Origin of the sequence: Floridaenema evergladense BLCC-F167 (genome assembly GCF_041929205.2) — a bacterium.
Lineage (GTDB): Bacteria > Cyanobacteriota > Cyanobacteriia > Cyanobacteriales > Aerosakkonemataceae > Floridanema > Floridanema evergladense.
Genome location: NZ_CM171625.1, coordinates 3,372,507 through 3,388,737, shown reverse-complemented (window position 1 = coordinate 3,388,737; position 16,231 = coordinate 3,372,507). Strand labels below are relative to the sequence as shown.

The 16,231-nt window shown below is 39.5% G+C and carries 18 protein-coding genes; 6 read left to right on the top strand and 12 right to left on the bottom strand.

From position 1 onward, the window contains the following. Positions 1 to 11: 11 nt before the first annotated feature. Genes ACE1CA_RS16405 through ACE1CA_RS16395 form a run of 3 tightly spaced genes read right to left on the bottom strand, consistent with a single transcriptional unit; the run spans position 12 to position 2,437 of the window. Positions 12 to 1,049, bottom strand: coding sequence for a DNA cytosine methyltransferase (locus ACE1CA_RS16405; RefSeq protein WP_413278555.1), 1,038 nt, complete (start codon positions 1,047 to 1,049; stop codon positions 12 to 14). Then, positions 1,049 to 1,420, bottom strand: coding sequence for a hypothetical protein (locus ACE1CA_RS16400; protein ID WP_486517405.1), 372 nt, complete (start codon positions 1,418 to 1,420; stop codon positions 1,049 to 1,051). The genes ACE1CA_RS16405 and ACE1CA_RS16400 overlap by 1 nt, the downstream gene beginning before the upstream one ends. A 27-nt stretch (positions 1,421 to 1,447) precedes the next feature. Continuing rightward, complete coding sequence (locus ACE1CA_RS16395) at positions 1,448 to 2,437, bottom strand: flagellar assembly protein H (RefSeq protein ID WP_486517404.1); 990 nt, start codon at positions 2,435 to 2,437, stop codon at positions 1,448 to 1,450. Positions 2,438 to 2,532: 95 nt separating this feature from the next. Between ACE1CA_RS16395 and ACE1CA_RS16390 the strand changes: the two genes are divergently transcribed. Together ACE1CA_RS16390 and ACE1CA_RS16385 are read left to right on the top strand one after the other, a co-directional pair. Next, on the top strand, positions 2,533 to 2,838 hold the full coding sequence (locus ACE1CA_RS16390) for an AbrB/MazE/SpoVT family DNA-binding domain-containing protein (RefSeq protein WP_413278795.1): 306 nt from the start codon (positions 2,533 to 2,535) through the stop codon (positions 2,836 to 2,838). Beyond that, the gene (locus ACE1CA_RS16385) at positions 2,831 to 3,262 is read left to right on the top strand and encodes a PIN domain-containing protein (RefSeq protein WP_413278794.1); all 432 of its coding nucleotides are present in this window, start codon (positions 2,831 to 2,833) and stop codon (positions 3,260 to 3,262) included. The genes ACE1CA_RS16390 and ACE1CA_RS16385 overlap by 8 nt, the downstream gene beginning before the upstream one ends. Before the next feature lie 85 nt (positions 3,263 to 3,347). Here ACE1CA_RS16385 and acs read toward each other — a convergent pair whose 3' ends face one another. Next, positions 3,348 to 5,315, bottom strand: a complete 1,968-nt coding sequence (gene acs / locus ACE1CA_RS16380) for an acetate--CoA ligase (protein ID WP_413278793.1) — start codon at positions 5,313 to 5,315, stop codon at positions 3,348 to 3,350. A gap of 204 nt (positions 5,316 to 5,519) precedes the next feature. Beyond that, positions 5,520 to 6,167 (bottom strand): PEP-CTERM sorting domain-containing protein, encoded by a 648-nt coding sequence (locus ACE1CA_RS16375; protein ID WP_413278792.1) that lies wholly within the window; start codon positions 6,165 to 6,167, stop codon positions 5,520 to 5,522. Positions 6,168 to 6,440: 273 nt separating this feature from the next. On the opposite strand from ACE1CA_RS16375, the gene ACE1CA_RS16370 reads away from it, so the two are divergent. Further along, positions 6,441 to 7,100: a restriction endonuclease subunit R gene (locus ACE1CA_RS16370; RefSeq protein ID WP_413278791.1), complete on the top strand. Its 660-nt coding sequence runs from the start codon at positions 6,441 to 6,443 to the stop codon at positions 7,098 to 7,100. 55 nt (positions 7,101 to 7,155) lie between these two features. On the opposite strand, the gene ACE1CA_RS16365 is transcribed toward ACE1CA_RS16370, so the two are convergent. From ACE1CA_RS16365 to ACE1CA_RS16355, 3 genes are all read right to left on the bottom strand, one after another. Next, positions 7,156 to 7,746 carry a Uma2 family endonuclease gene (locus tag ACE1CA_RS16365; protein ID WP_413278790.1) on the bottom strand — a complete coding sequence of 197 codons (591 nt, stop codon included), beginning with the start codon at positions 7,744 to 7,746 and terminating at the stop codon, positions 7,156 to 7,158. Between the two features lie 74 nt (positions 7,747 to 7,820). Continuing rightward, a complete protein-coding gene (locus ACE1CA_RS16360) occupies positions 7,821 to 9,131 on the bottom strand; it encodes an aromatic ring-hydroxylating dioxygenase subunit alpha (protein ID WP_413278789.1) in 1,311 nt (436 codons plus the stop codon). 45 nt (positions 9,132 to 9,176) lie between these two features. Further along, entirely contained in the window at positions 9,177 to 9,380 is a 204-nt protein-coding gene (locus ACE1CA_RS16355; protein WP_413278788.1) for a ChaB family protein, read from the bottom strand. A gap of 195 nt (positions 9,381 to 9,575) precedes the next feature. Between ACE1CA_RS16355 and ACE1CA_RS16350 the strand changes: the two genes are divergently transcribed. Beyond that, a complete protein-coding gene (locus ACE1CA_RS16350) occupies positions 9,576 to 12,020 on the top strand; it encodes an alkaline phosphatase D family protein (protein ID WP_413278787.1) in 2,445 nt (814 codons plus the stop codon). A 160-nt stretch (positions 12,021 to 12,180) separates the two neighbouring features. Here the strand turns inward: ACE1CA_RS16350 and ACE1CA_RS16345 are convergent, their stop codons facing one another. Further along, positions 12,181 to 12,579 carry a type II toxin-antitoxin system VapC family toxin gene (locus tag ACE1CA_RS16345; protein WP_459563635.1) on the bottom strand — a complete coding sequence of 133 codons (399 nt, stop codon included), beginning with the start codon at positions 12,577 to 12,579 and terminating at the stop codon, positions 12,181 to 12,183. Then, positions 12,570 to 12,770, bottom strand: coding sequence for a hypothetical protein (locus ACE1CA_RS16340; protein ID WP_249096907.1), 201 nt, complete (start codon positions 12,768 to 12,770; stop codon positions 12,570 to 12,572). Before ACE1CA_RS16340 ends, ACE1CA_RS16345 begins: the two co-directional genes overlap by 10 nt. Before the next feature lie 248 nt (positions 12,771 to 13,018). Between ACE1CA_RS16340 and ACE1CA_RS16335 the strand changes: the two genes are divergently transcribed. Both ACE1CA_RS16335 and ACE1CA_RS16330 read left to right on the top strand, forming a co-directional pair. Beyond that, positions 13,019 to 13,417 (top strand): response regulator, encoded by a 399-nt coding sequence (locus ACE1CA_RS16335; RefSeq protein WP_413278785.1) that lies wholly within the window; start codon positions 13,019 to 13,021, stop codon positions 13,415 to 13,417. A gap of 17 nt (positions 13,418 to 13,434) precedes the next feature. Beyond that, on the top strand, positions 13,435 to 13,809 hold the full coding sequence (locus ACE1CA_RS16330) for a signal peptidase I (RefSeq protein WP_413278784.1): 375 nt from the start codon (positions 13,435 to 13,437) through the stop codon (positions 13,807 to 13,809). On the opposite strand, the gene galK is transcribed toward ACE1CA_RS16330, so the two are convergent. Then, on the bottom strand, positions 13,806 to 14,876 hold the full coding sequence (gene galK, locus ACE1CA_RS16325) for a galactokinase (RefSeq protein WP_413278783.1): 1,071 nt from the start codon (positions 14,874 to 14,876) through the stop codon (positions 13,806 to 13,808). The two genes, ACE1CA_RS16330 and galK, sit on opposite strands and share 4 nt — an antisense overlap. A 162-nt stretch (positions 14,877 to 15,038) precedes the next feature. After that, on the bottom strand, positions 15,039 to 16,136 hold the full coding sequence (locus ACE1CA_RS16320; RefSeq protein WP_413278782.1) for a M24 family metallopeptidase: 1,098 nt from the start codon (positions 16,134 to 16,136) through the stop codon (positions 15,039 to 15,041). Positions 16,137 to 16,231 lie beyond the last annotated feature (95 nt).

Sequence of the window (16,231 nt, the reverse complement as noted above, 5' to 3'; positions counted from 1 at the left end):
TTAGATCGGTTTCAGTAATTGAAAAGTACGAGTTGTTTATATTCTGGAGTTTTTGTTTGTGGTTCATCGGGTTGATTTGATAGGAGGCTTTGATTTAGGATGGATTTAGCGATCGCTTCTACCATCGGCACGCAAACTGAATTACCAATTTGTTTGTAACTTTCTCCTACACTAGGATGAATTTTAAAAGTTTCGGGAAATCCCATAATTCGGTAGCATTCTGCGATCGTTAATTTTCTTACAATATCTTTTTCAGGAATGTAGATAAAAAATCTCCCGGAAGTTTCTTGAGATGGAAGTGTGGGATGAACGCCATCGATCGAATAAATCCTGTTAGGTTGTCGATGCACTCTTGATAAATGTTCTGTATTAGGTCTAACTCCGGTTTTCCAAGTACCTTTATTGCGATAACCAACAAACAAAAGTGCCGATTCTTGTAACTTTGGACTTTCAATTAAAGTATATTCTGACTTATCTAAAATTTCAAAATTCCCTGTTTCATCTAAAAAATCTCTGAGTCGAGGCGGAAATTGTCTTTTGATTAGGGAAAAGTTGAATTCTTTACCTTTGCTGGCAATAATAATAATTCTTTCTCGATGTTGGGGAACGCCGAAATTTCTGGCATTAAGAATTTGATAGGTTACATTGTAGCCTAAGTTCCGCAAACTAACTAAAATAACATTGAGGGTGTTGGTGCGATCGTGATGAATTAAATGCTTAACATTCTCCAACACAATTACTTTCGGTTGTTTAGCTTCGATAATTTTACAAATCTCAAAAAATAATGTCCCTCTCGTATCTTCAAATCCCTGCTTTTTTCCGCAAATGCTAAAAGGTTGACAAGGAAAACCTGCAATCAAAACATCAAAGTCTTCTAAAGCATTTGCCTCAATTTTGGCAACATCATCAAAAGGATTTTCGCCGAAATTATTGCGGTATACTTCTTGACAATTTTTGTCGATTTCGCTGGAAAAAACACATTGAAATCCAGCTTGTTCAAAACCTAATCTAAACCCACCAATCCCGGCAAATAAATCTATAAATTTCATCAATTTTGTTCCTGAAAGCGACTTAATAACTCTTCACGATCGGATTGCATAATCAATTGAGTTACTTCTTTAGTTGGTAGTTGAATCAAAGCTTCAATAATTTGGGATAACTCAGGATCGATTATGCCAAATTTTACTTCTAGCATACTCTCAATTGTCAGACGCTTTCCTTGCTGTATTCCTTGCTGTATTCCTTGCTGTATTCCTTGTTGTATCCCTTGTTCTTCCCCTCTTTTTAAAGCGTCTTGTTCCCATTCAATGTACAAAGGTGATAATTTCATAATTAAACTCCGTTCTTCTGAGTCTAAAGTTTCTGTGGTTTGTAAGTTGGCTTGGAAATTGGTTAGTAAGGTGAGAATATTCGATCGCAATGGATAATTTACTGGTAATTGCTGGATTTAATTTGGTGATTGAAATCTATTTAATAACTCTTCGCGATTCGATTGCATAATCAATTGAGTTACTTCTTTAGTTGGTAATTGAATCAAAGCTTCAATAATTTGGGATAACTCAGGATCGATTATGCCAAATTTTACTTCTAGCATACTCTCAATTGTCAGACGCTTTCCTTGCTGTATTCCTTGCTGTATTCCTTGCTGTATTCCTTGCTGTATTCCTTGCTGTATTCCTTGCTGTATTCCTTGTTGTATTCCTTGTTGTATTCCTTGTTGTATCCCTTGTTCTTCCCCTCTTTTTAAAGCGTCTTGTTCCCATTCAATGTACAAAGGTGATAATTTCATAATTAAACTCCGTTCTTCTGAGTCTAAAGTTTCTGTGGTTTGTAAGTTGGCTTGGAAATTGGTTAGTAAGGTGAGAATATTCGATCGCAAAGGATGGTTCACTGGTAATTGTCGTATTTCATCAATTGCTTCCTCTTGCACTTTCCCTTTCCCTAAAAGTCTTAGCCAAAGGGTAGTTTCGGTTTTCGGTAATTGATGAATTACCACAATTGCCGTCCTGAGATATTCTGGAAACAAATAAATTCCTTGTTCCCAATTCTCTGCATCCATTTTAGCACCAAAACCATTGAGAATCGAGTCACCTGACGTGGGAGAAAGAATCCATAGTCGGGGTAAACTTTCCTCTAACAACCGTTCTTTTTTTCGGGTAGCTTCTCTTTGTAACTCTCCCCGTAATGTGAATAATTTTAACAGGCAATTACAGATATCTGTGGGAGTTGCTGGATTACGAAATGGTTCAAAGATGGCAGGATTAGCCGCTAATTTGCCTAATAATCCTAACACTTCTGGATATGTATTCGGAGAAAACCAAACATCGATTTCTCGCACTTCTCCGGGTACGCGACGAGGTGCTTTTACTTCGCCAAAAGGTGCTAATAGTTCTTCTAAATAATCTTTGGCGAATTGATCGTGGACAAATCTGGTCATATTGATTTTATTTTAATTTTAGAGCATCTGGCATTGGAAGTTGACAATAGTTTTGCCTAAAATAAGAAAAACAATCACCAAAGAAACTTAAGCTTGTGACATCCACCTCACAAAACGCAAACATAGAGATCAAAACCTTTCCCATTCGTTTAGGAGAACAAGGACAGATTATTGTTCCGCAGGTGGTACAAGATCACCTCAACTTGACGGAGGGAGATATGCTGACGATGATTCAAGTAGGTGAGTTAGTATTGCTTACCCCTAGACAACCTCAAGTTCCCCAATTGGCAGACAAAATTACAGCCATTATGGAAGATGAAGGTGTAAATTTGGCTGATTTGCTGACAGGTTTACAAGCAGAACGGGAAGCTATTTGGCAAGAACAACAGAAAGATGCGTAGAGTTTTTGCCGATTCTAGTATACTAATTGCTGGAGCAGGATCGCGCACTGGCGCTAGTCGTGCTGTGCTGACAATGGCTGAAATTGGACTTTTTAAACTTGTTGTTTCTCAGCAAGTTTTGGAAGAATGCGATCGCAACCTCAACAAAAAATTACCTGCTGCTTTACCTATTTTTACCCAACTGTTAGCTGCGATCGATCCAGAAATTGTCCCAAACCCATCATTATCAGAATCAGAACGTTGGACAACTATTATTGAAGCTAAAGATACACCTATTTTGGCTGCTGCTGTATTGGCTAAAGTAGACCGAATGTTGAGTTTAAATACTAAAGACTTTACTCCTGCCACGCAGAGTAATTTAATTATTCAAACTCCCGCAGATTTTGTTAGAGAAATTCGTGCAATTGTAGAAAGAGGAATGTAAGGAGTTTTTTCGCCTTTCATTCCCATGCAAAGGATTTTAGATTTTAGATTGATAATCTGTCTAAAATCTAAAATCCAAAATTGCATTACGCACCTTCGCGCAATTTATCTAAAACTCCGCGATCTTCTAAGGTGGAAGTATCACCAGAAACTTCTTGTCCGGCGGCTAAATTTCGCAGTAAGCGACGCATAATTTTACCGGAACGAGTTTTTGGTAAGGCATCGGTAAAGCGAATTTCTCCGGGACGTGCGATCGCACCAATTTCCCCAACAACGTGCTTTTTCAATTCCTTACTCAGTTCATCAGAAGCAGTAAAACTACTTTCTAAAGTTACAAAAGCCACAATTTCTTCGCCTTTTAATTCATCGGGTTTTCCCACAACTGCTGCTTCGGCAACTGCGGGGTGAGACACCAAAGCTGACTCAATTTCCATTGTGCCTAAACGGTGTCCGGCAACGTTAATTACATCATCAACCCGACCCATTACCCAATAGTAACCGTCTTCATCTCTGCGAGCACCATCGCCAGCAAAATAGATGTAATTCCCATCTTTTGGCGGAATATGTTCCCAATAAGTTCTACGGAAGCGATCGGGATCTCCATACACAGTTCGCATCATTCCAGGCCAAGGATATTTTATCGAAAGATAACCACCTTCATTATCTGCAACGCCATTACCATCTAAGTCCAAAATATCAGCAATAATTCCGGGGAAAGGACGAGTTGCAGAACCGGGTTTTGTGGGAATTGCACCAGGTAATGCGGTAATCATAATTCCGCCTGTTTCCGTTTGCCACCAAGTATCTACAATTGGACAACGTTCGCCACCAATTATTCGGTAATACCACATCCAAGCTTCAGGATTAATTGGTTCTCCCACAGTTCCTAATAATCTTAAAGATGAGAGATTTCTGGATTTTGGATGATGTTCTCCCATCTTAATAAATGACCGAATTGCTGTTGGCGCGGTGTAAAAAATGGTGACTCCATACTTTTCAATTACATCCCAAAAACAACCGGGGTTGGAAGTACGAGGCGCACCTTCATACATGACTGTTGTGGCACCGTTGGATAGAGGGCCATAAACTATGTAACTATGTCCGGTGATCCAACCCACATCAGCAGTACACCAATAAACGTCGGTGTCTTGCAAGTCGAAGATCCATTTGGTTGTAATGTGGGTGTAAAGGTTGTAACCGCCTGTGGTGTGGACTACGCCTTTGGGTTTTCCGGTACTGCCGCTAGTGTAAAGGATGAATAGCAGATCTTCGCTATCCATTGGTTCGGCGGGACAGTTGGCGGAAACTCCCTGTTGTAGATCGTGCCACCAATGGTCGCGTCCGGGTTCCATGTGAATTTGTTGTCCGGTACGCTTGACGACTAAGACATCTGTAACGGTGGGTACGCCTTCTGCTAATGCTTTGTCTACTTGGTCTTTCAGGGGTACGATCGCATCTTTGCGCCAACCACCATCTGCGGTGACTACCAGTTTAGCTTGTCCGTCGATTAACCGATCGCGCAATGCCTCCGCACTAAACCCGCCAAATACTACGGTATGCGCTGCACCAATTCGGGCACAAGCTAACATGGCGATCGCTGCTTCCGGTATCATGGGCATATAAATGCCGACGCGATCGCCTTTTTGCACACCTAGCTGTTTGAGCACATTGGCGAATTGACAAACTTCCCGGTGTAACTGTGCATAAGTCAAAGTGCGCGAGTCTCCCGGTTCGCCTTCCCAAATTAACGCTGCTTTATTCTTGCGCCAAGTGGTTAAATGACGGTCTAAGCAGTTGTAGGAAATGTTGATTTTCCCGTTGACAAACCATTTAGCGAAAGGTGGTTGCCAGTCTAACACCTGATCCCACTTTTGAAACCAGTGTAACTCTTGTTCTGCCAAATCTGCCCAAAATTTGAGCGGATCGGCTTGGGCGCGATCGTATAATTGCTGATACTCTGCCAAACTCTTGATATGAGCATTTTGGGAAAATTCGGCTGAAGGATGAAATAAACGTTTTTCTTGTAGGATTGATTCGATCGTTGATTGAGGCATTGTTGGTGTTGTTACATTTACTCCTGAATTCTCATCTTGCCGCAGATCCGTACCAAAGTACTTTGAGTTTTTTTAAGAGGGACTTACGCAAAATCTAAGCAACCATGTTTCTGTTTAATTATTGAAGGGGAAAATGCGATGCACCTTCGCCAGCGGCGACTGCTTCGAGCGAAATTGGGAAAGCGATCGCATCAGAAATTGAAATTAGTTAATCGCCCACTTTCGCCGCAGCAACCAACCACCACCCAATAATAAAAACGCAGATGCAGAAGAAGGTTCTGGAACTGAATTTGTTGGCAAAGGAGTGGTAGGAATCGAAGTACCAGTGGGGTTCCATGCAGTTACTTGGATCTGTCCACTATACCCAACCCAAGAGTACAAACGATCCGTACCGGAATCAGTAAAAGACATATTTAGCGATATTCCACCGGAATCACCTAAACAATCGGAGTCAGAATGACAGAACAAGCTGATACTTAAAGTCGAATTGATGCTAGCCAAAACAGACGGGAGAGGAGGAAGATCGGATGGCATACTATTGGCAAGCTGTGTGTTAGAAAAAATGCTTCCTGCTGGTACCATCCCTGCCATTCCAAACCGTTGAAACCATCGATTTTCACCACTTACAACCCACATCCCTGACAAAGCTAATGAACCAGAAAAACTCCCCCCTAGTCCAGTGAGGAACAAAGTAGATATCCCAATCCCATTATCTGGACTAATTATGTTACCTGCTAAAGTTCTATCAGTTGATTGAAAGCTCAAAGTGAACGCTTGTGCAGGTGAAACCGCTACTGTTTCTAACAGTATTAACGTGGCAATGTCAAGTAATAAATGTTTTATAATTAGCATATCTTTACCTATCTTGAATGTAGGAAATTAGCTTGGGCATCAAGCTGTATAGATGAGAAAGTTTTAGCCCAATACTTTTTTAACTGAAACTTATGAACATGAACACTTAAGTTGCTCAAATTACTTAAATTTTTACAAATTTTACTTTTTGATATGGGGGTTGCTTCTGATAAAATAAAGCATTTGTAACATTAAAATTAGGAATCCTCTTTATTAAGGGAACACGAAACAAAAATTGTACATAATTATAGTATGAGTAATCGAGGAAAATTTATGGTAGCAATTCGAGAAGCCAGTCAACTATCGTTAAATGATGTTCATCGTCTTCTGAAACTGGAAGAACAGTTAGGGGGTTCATTTACCGATTTTTTCTCTCTGGAAGTTCTGACAGAGTTTGAACAGCAGGAAATTGCCAAAATTAGCAGTGATTTTCGTCGCTATATCAACGCCAAAAAACTTGCTGAGGGTTTAATTAAATTTGTCACTCTTTCCCCTTTAATGCGCTTAGCGGGTTTCTTCGATCTTCCGATTAAATTAACGATGGAAGATAGTATTGCGATCGAAGTAGAAGACGAAGATACAAAAATTACCGGACGCTTAGATATTTTAGCAGTTAATAGACCCCAAGCAGAGGTCACAGCTACACCTTTTTGGGTACTATTGGTAGAAGCAAAAAATAGCGCAGTTGATGTATATGAAGGCTTACCACAATTATTGACTTATGCTTTTAAAAGCTTACAAAATCAAGCATTTGTCTGGGGATTGGTAAGCAATGGGAGGCGTTATCTTTTTGTGAATATCAGGCAAGGTACACCCCCAATTTATCAGATAATGCCAGAACTCAACATAGTTGAGCCTGAAAGTGCAAGCAAGCTATTACAAGTTTTGAAAGCTATTAGCAAACAAGAGTATTTTCAATTGCAATCTGCATGATAATTAGGTAATAAATAAACTGTGTACGTAGTTGCGCTTCAGCGCTAAAGCTCAACTACGTACCTGTTTCTTGTTCTTCAGTTTCTAAAACAACATCCTCATACAAAAGTTCGATCGCACAGCGAAAATCAATGCTATTCAAAAAAATCTCTTCTCCTTCTATATAAGGATAAAGTTCCCAGATTCCTCGATCGTTTAATCTAAAAACTTCCACAGTTATCTGTTCTGCACTGATTAAAACGTATTCTCTGAGAGTGGAAATGCGGCGATAATGTTGGAATTTTTTACCTCGATCGAAACTCTCCGTACTCGGAGAAAGAACTTCCACAATTATCGAAGGATGATAGATAACTTTCTTGGCGTTTCTGTCTCTTTCGTCGCAAGTTACCATTACATCAGGATAGTGAAAAGGGCCATTTTCCGATACACCCAGTTTGGCTTCAAAGACGAAGGGACGGCAAGAACCTCCTCGCAAATGATTTTTCAACTGATAAAATAAGTTAGCAGCAATAGTAGCATGGGCAAGTGTTCCCCCAGTCATGGCATACACTTCGCCGTTGATATATTCGTATTTAATTGGTTGTTGTTCTTCCCAATCTAAATATTCTTGGGGATTCATGTATTTAGGTTGAGAATTAGCTACCATAGTCAACCTCCTGGTTGGTTTAATTGATAAATCAGATTTTTCTACCGTCAATTATACAACTTGATTAATCATAATTACCTTTTTGCGTGTACGTAATCAACAAAATAAAACCTTGGTTCTAACCAAAATTTCAGCCAACTATAAATTCCTAAACTTAACAAAACTAGCACTATCAAAGGCAATCCAATTTTAATTCTAACTGCATCCGGCAATACAGCTACTATCGGAACGCTAACTGCCACATATCCTAACAACAAACTTTGCAAAAGTTTCACCTTTGAAAGTGTTGTGCGACAACTTTGACAATGTTGTGTATGCTGTTTATAACGGTCTAACATAAATTGACGATCGTCCGAAATTTCCGGTGTTTCTTTGCCAGCAATTCCTACTTCACTCCAAGGTAATTTTCCCCCAGTATATTTGTCATACCATTTACGAAACTCGATTACTAAGCGATCGGCACTTGTTGGCATTTTATAAGCAGTTTGCCAGTTCTCTTTTTGTTTGGTAAAACACTCTTGCTGTTGGAGTAAAATCATATCTCCATCTAATAGAGGATTGCGGTTTTCAATATGATCCCACCAACGCGGCGTTAATCTAAATATAGTTTTGCCAAAATTACGAGGAAACTGACCAACTATTCTCGATTTACCAGGAGTTGTAGGTATACAATAAAAAACTAAACCAAATTGCTTTTTTTCATCAATTTTAGTTGTATATTCTAATCTACAAGGCGGTTCAAAGATAATTGAACTGATACCAGTTGTAGCAGTAATTAAGTTAGGAGTAGATTCTTGAATTTTCATCGGAATTGGTCTAGCTTTTTCTCGATTTCCCTGTACTCCGTGATGGGCAAAAGGAACGTGACTAGGGTCGCAAACATTCTCAACTAATGTCTGCCAATCATACTCTAAATCGCGGACAAAAGAAGACCAAACAAATCCTTTACTTGCATCTACTTGGGGCGATAAGGGTAATGGAACTGATGCAGATATTGCAGCTGAATTAACATCAAGCCATACCCATAATAAATCTTGTTCTTGACGACTTGGTAGGGTTACTGCACAGAGAAATTTGGATTTTTGGGTTACTAATTCGGGGTTTTCTGCTTGGGGAATGTGGGTACAAATTCCCTCGCCATCAAATTGCCAACCGTGATAACTGCACATTAAATTACCCGTTTTTTCGTCTACTTTTCCTTCACTTAATGGGGCTAGACGATGGGGACATTGGTCTAAAAATACCCGAAAAGTTTCAGATAATTTAGGCTGCCAAATTACTAAACGCAATCCTAAAACCGTTACTGGTGTTGGTTGATTTGGATCGAGGTCTTCGATCGGTGAAAGCGGATACCATTGTTGAAAAAAGTTAAACTCTGATGTCATTTTGCAGCTAATTTTAAAAGGGATTCATTTTTTAGTATAACTTGATTATTCAGCTTTTTTATGCCAATCACCATCTGCGCCTTTTTCGTATTGATGTTTCACTGCACTCCAAGCAACTTTAAAAGCGGTTTCTTCTTCGTCATATTCTTCGGTTGCACTATTAAATGCGGCTAAAAAAATTTCTTGGGCGTGCTTGGGTAAGTGATTTCTTACAGAGTCTGGTAAATCGGCAATTTGTTGGTATGGCATAAGTTTAGACTGAGAAAAGTTAATCTCAGATTGCCATGAAAGTAGGGGAAATACATGATTCTCAAGAATGATTTTTGCAGACAAACTAATTTGTTTATTAAGAAAAATCTGGAAAAAGGACTATCTATGGGTAAATATATTAAAGTAGTTTAGAAATTAGGCAGCTTGGTGATTAAGTTGAGAGATAGATTGATTATGTCATGGACACCTTTGTGCGATCGCATCGATCGTCTACCCCTAATTCTCGCTGGCCCAATTTTGCGGCGTACAGAACCAAATGCCGTAACTGTTTGGGTAGCTTTAAAAGCACCTTGCAATGTAACTTTGAAAGTCTACTCTACAGTTCGTGGTAATGGTGAAATTATCGATCGATTATTGTTGCTTGGTAAACATTATACAATACCATTAGGTCAATTTCTTCATGTAGTTGCTGTTACCGCTAAACCTCTTATAGCAGAAGAAAGTCAACTCCAACCGGGAGAAATCTATGCTTATGATTTAGAATTTGGTAATAATAACTTAGTTGAAGCTGTAAATTTTGAAAGTGGTTTTCCCGAAGTAATCATTAGTTATTTTTCCCATCAATTACCTACTTTTGCCATGCCACCTGATGACTTAAATTATTTACGAATTGTGCATGGTTCTTGTCGAAAACCTCATGGTGGAGGACGGGATGCTTTAACAATATTGGATGATTTAATTTATCAGTCTGCTAATCAACCTTTAAATCGTCCCCAACAACTATTTTTAACAGGCGATCAAATCTACGGCGATGATGTTGCAGACCCCTTACTTTGGGCGGTGACAGATGCAGGTAATACTTTGTTGGGTTGGGAAGAAAAATTACCTTTACAACATCTAGAAAATGACGAAATTGAGTATATAAAAATTAGTGATTTATTACCAGGAAAACGTAGTGATATTGCTAGAGACTATGGCGGTTTTACTGCTATGTTTGTGAATAAACCAAAAAAGGCAAAGAGTCATCTTTTTGGTTTGGGCGAATATTTTGCTATGTATTTGTTTGCTTGGTCGCCTATTGTTTGGCCTAATCGTTTTCCGACGGGCGAAAGAGTGAGAAAAGACCGGAAAAATGCTAAACTTTGGGATGAAGAAGCGGCAGTTGTTTTAGAATTTGCTAATGATATTTGGAAAGTAAGACGATCGCTTGCCAACATCTCTACTTACATGATTTGTGACGATCACGATGTCACGGATGATTGGTTTTTAAATCGGGAATGGTGCGATCGAGTTTTAAGCAAACCCCTGGGAAAGCGTGCAGTGCAAAATGCCATGTTAGCTTATGCGATATTTCAAGCTTGGGGAAATACTCCCGAACAATTTCGATCGGAACAACCAGGAGAGAAATTATTAATAGCAGCAAAAGATTGGTCAATGTCAGGAGGAAAAAACAATATTGCCTGGGAAAATGTCGCTAAATATTTAGGAATCCCTGTCGATACTTCGCTAAATTCTCGTTACCAAGAAGATGAAAATACCCTGATTTTAAATCGGCAATATTCTGATGAAACCCAGAGTTTAATTTGGTACTATAGTATCAGAAGTTTTAAACATGAAGTTATTGTACTCGATACACGCACTTGGCGCGGTTATATCAAGGGTGAAAATAAAACAACTGAACCGCCAATGCTGTTAAGTCCAACTGCATTTAAACAGCAAATTCAACAACCACTTAAAGAAACTAATAATTCCCAAATAGAAGCTACTTTTGTGGTGATTCCCACCAATTTAGTTAGTTTGTCATTTGTGGATAGTTTTCAAAATTGGGATTGGGAACGCCATCAAGTTGATAATATGGATCGGATTTTTAACAGCGATGTGGGCGATTCTTGGAATTTTAATAAAGTGGGTTTCGGTAATTTACTTACTTATTTGCTTGAACAGCGCGATCGCGTCATAATTTTAACAGGCGATATTCATTATTCTGGCGCAGTCATCCTCAATTATTGTGCGCGTAGTCTCGATAAAACTTTTCCTAAAATTTTAGCACAATTAACTGCAAGTGCCTTTAAAAATGAAGAGTTTACTACTAAATTAGTGCATACAAAAGTCTCATCTTTAGCACTCCAACAACCGGAAGTTTGGGCTGGTTGGAATCAACAACCAAAACTATTTGAAGTCCAAAGAATTCAAGAACTAATCCAAGTTTTCCAGTTAGAAAATTCATCAGAAATTCCCTTATTGCGCGAAATTAAGTCAGGTAGTTGGCAAAATCATGATGTTTCTTGGGCGATCGCAGTTGACAACCCCAAATCTCTCCCAGATTGGTGGTATCGCACCGAATGGATCGAACGACAAAAATCCCAGCCAGCTGCTTGGGAAAAAGCCAAAAATTCTGCTTCAGATTCTCAGAAGAAAAGCTCGAATTTAGCATCTTGGTTATGGCAACGCTGGCTTCAAGAAGGAAAAGAAGTTGTAGGATTGGCGAATATTGGTTTAGTTTCCTTCAATTGGTCAACTGAAAATGACGATGCTAAAGCAGTAATTCAAGATATTTATTGGCGATCGAGTTGGGACAATCAGAGCATAGTTTATAGTAGATATTTTGTGTCCCTAAAATTAAAAACCTTGCCTTTACCAGTCCATGTAATTCCCCTGCACAGATCCCCCACTTCTTGAAGCAGTCGGGGATCTGAGATTGCTTTTAGAATATTTGGCTGATACGATAAGAGGCCGTAGAATATAATTCCTGTATTAATTTTCAGTTTAGTGTTATTAACTTTGATCGCGATCGCTCTTTGATTTTAGAGAAAGCGATCGCATTCTTTCATAGTTGTTACTAGGGGGAGGGAATTACCTGAATTAACCCAGTCTGGAAAGCATTATCGTAAGTAATAATAGCCAAGTTTTCTAGTTCTGCCTGAGCCATCAGCATCCGATCGAAGGGATCTCGATGCGAAATAGGCAAGCTTCCTGCTCTCAATGCGTGAGAATTAGTGATGGTTAGCTCGTTAAACTTCGCTTTCTGTAATATGTACTGATAATTATCAACCAAAGGGTTAGCTTCAGGTAGTTTGCCGATCCGGTATTTGGTAGTAATTTCCCAAGCAGAGGCACTGCTAACTAAAATGCTATGGTTGGGGTTGCCAATGATGTCTCGGCACTCTTGATTAAGTTTCGGGTCATTAAAAAGCCACCAGAGCAGAATATGAGTGTCAAGCAGGTAGCTCATTCCCATTGCTGAAGTTCCTCTTCTGGTAGAGGTTCAAAAAATGCCTCTCCCAGTTGTCCTATCAGTAGTCCAGGGGTACGAGGTTGGGTGTCTTCTTGATTTAAGCCTAAACGGAAGTCGTGAATTAAATCATAAATTTCTGTAAGCTTCTCTTCTGGTATATCTTTTAGTTCTTGGATGATTTTCTGGATTAACATAAATCCTCTAGGGTTGAATTATTCATGCAGTAAATTCTTTACTGGCTTAATCCTATCGCACTAGGAGAGCAATAGTCTAAACTCCAGTAATTAACTCAAAAGTACAAACTTTTTCTTTCTTTCCTTCTGCTATCTTGCAAAATCTACTTTAGGTATGAGGTAAGAAGGATAAATAATAGCAATTATGGATTTATAAGAGTTCTAATCTGGAAATTTTATTCAGTTTTTTATAAATTGAAGGGATAATTATGATTTCTTCTCCGACTAAAGCTCAACTTAAACGGATCTTAATTGTTGATGATATACAGGACAACATATCTCTATTAGAAGCGATTTTAGTAGAAGAGGGATATGTAGTTGATACTGCTAATAATGGTAAAGTAGCCTTAGAGAAGATACAATCTATACCACCAGATTTAATTTTACTGGATGCAATGATGCCCGGAATGGATGGTTATGAATTAACTCGCAAAATTCGAGAACAAAAAGATTTGCCTTTTATTCCGATCGTACTAATCACTGCTTATGAGAATATGAATGCAGCCCAAGCTTTAGATTTAGGGGCTAATGACTTTGTGCGTAAGCCGATCGAGTATGATGAATTAATGGCAAGAGTCAGAGCTTCTTTGAGGCTGAAAGCAACGTAGAAAGTTAGAGTTGATGAATGCAATCTAAAATTGTATTTGGAAATGCCCAAAAAGATGGAACAGAGCATCGGGGTTGGTTTATCGGTTATTTTATGCCAGATAATGACCCTCGTTTTACCTCTGAGGTAGAAGTGAAATGGACTGTTCATCAAGCAGGAGAAGGTAGGCGCGAATGGGCGATAAATGCAGAAGCGACTACAGTTTCGATTTTGATTGCCGGAAGATTTCGCGTACAATTTCCAGACTCAGAAATTGTTTTATCTAATCAGGGAGATTATGTGTTTTGGTGTCCCGGTGTAGCGCATACTTGGGTAGCAGAATCTGATTCTACTATTCTAACAGTGAGATGGCCTTCAAAATCGGGGGATAGTGTGGGAATGAGTAAGGGTTAATCAACTTGAGGAACTAAAATTTTTCCGGTATGACCTGCTTGATTATAACTTTCTAGGGTGGATTGTGCGATCGCTTTTCCCCTCCCTTCTTCCACCAAAGCAACACAAGCACCCCCAAAACCTGCACCTGTCAAACGTGCGCCAAAAACACCAGGAGTTTCCTGCAAAATTGTCACTAAAGTATCCAAAGCTGGGACAGAAACTTCGTAATCATCGCGTAAACTAGCATGGGAAGCATTCATTAATTCGCCAAAACGTTGGGGAGAAATTCCTTGAATTGCTTCTAAAACTCGGTTATTTTCAGTAATAACATGACGGGCGCGACGACGTAAAGGTTCTGGTAAAGATTCTACTATTTCCGGGTCGCCAATATCTCTTAATGCTTTGACTCCCAAAATTCGCGCCGCTTCTTCACATTCTGCGCGTCGTTTGTTGTAACCGCTTCCTGCTAAAGTACGAGGTACACCACTATCGATGATGACAATTTCTGCGTTTTTAGGGAAGGGGAGAATTTGCCGATCGAGCGTTCTAGTATCTAAGAATAGCATGGAATGGCGATCGGCTAAACTCGAAGCCATTTGATCCATAATTCCGCATTGTACCCCAGCATAATTAATTTCTGCTTGTTGGGCAATTTGGGCAATTTGCACGTCATTAATAGGTAAATTCAAAAGCGATTTTAACCCGCGCAAAGTGCTAACTTCTAAAGCAGCACTACTAGACAAACCCGAACCCATTGGAACGGAAGATGTAACATATAAATTTAGTGGTGGAACTGAAAATCTGGCTTTTTCTAACAAATCAATGCAGCCAAAAACATAACTAGCAAAACCTTGTGAGGGAGGATCATTTTTGGCAATACTAACTTTTTCGTCAAGTTCTGCTGAATAAAAATGGTGTTGTTCATCATGACTAAAACCAAACTGCACAGTTGTTTTTTGGGGAATTGCAGTAGGGAGAACAAAACCATCATTATAATCAGTATGTTCGCCCAACAAATTCACTCTTCCAGGGGCGCTGGCTTCTATTTCAGGAGATTGATTGAAAATATCTTGAAAGGTTTTCATGATTAATATATCTCTAAACTAACAGAATTTGCCTGGGCGATTAAAATCGCGGCTACACAAACGAAGTCCGCCTTCGCGGACTAAGTAAGATTCAATTTTTCTTGAAACCTGCGAAGGCAGGTTTTGTCTGTGTAGCTGCGAATTCCATTCGCCCAGGCATTCTCAAATCTCCAAAGGAACAGCACGCAACCTTCCTTCTACTTCAATACTAGGCCAATTCGGATCAAAAGTCAGATTTTCCAACTTTCCATCCTCAAGAATCACAAAAGTATCTTCAATTTTAGCTCCCGGTAAACTGGGATTCCAAGCCATAGCCATATTTGCTTCTAAAGTATCAGTAGTAGTTGGATTTGCTACAACTTCTCGCGCCAAATAACCTGTAGTTCCCCCTTGATGATGTTCGCGAATCGCATTAGGAAACCCGTGCTTTTCATAAGCATTTGCTAAAACATCATAAACCGCAATTAAAGATGTTCTAGGTTGACAAGAATTCAACACTTGGGCTTCAATTTCTCTAACATGACGATGCAAATTTGCGTCTTCATCTTTCAACCCACCAACAACCACAAATCGGGTAAGATTAGCAAATAAACCATAACCCCTAGCGCAAAAAACCAACATCGCTTGTCGCCCAATCTTTTCCCCAGTTGGTGTAGCATGACGATAAAGCGGTAAACGCCTTTCGCCAGCAACCAAAGTTAAAGCAGGATGTAAACCTTTCGCCCATAAAACCTCTGCACCCGCCCCCGCAAGTTGGTATTCTGTCCAATTAGAATTAGCAGCTTTTAACACTTCCGTCATCGCCTCACTCGCCTTACGCCCGACTTGACGATAACGTTCTAATTCATTGGGCATCATCACTCGTTTATGCAGTTGTAAAGATGCAGGTAATCGCTTTTCTACGTGGGGAATTGGTCGATCGCTCAACACCTTCCCCCCATTAGTAACTTCCTTTATAAAATTTTCCCACTGAGAATCATCTGCCCAAGGATAGATAAAAAACTGAAAATTGGCGGGAATTTCTTCATCTTTGAAGCGCTGGGCTTCTATTTCATTTGTTAATATCCAGGCATTTTCTTGAGTTACTAAAACTTCCGCAACTCCGGTTTCTGCTGTTAATAAAACTGTGGGGGAAGCGCCAGCAGTCGCCCAGGAAAACCAGTCTGTTCCTTTGAGGCGAATTCCTTGGGCTTCTGTTTCGGTTAAAGCGTTGCGGATTAAATTTAGTTTTTGGGCAACTTCTTCACTGTGTTGATTCATGGTATTTTTAGTACGCAGATGAAAGCAGATAAACGCAGATGAACGCAGATGTAGATGAAGGTTAATTAGCTGATATTGGAATTATTTTAAAACCG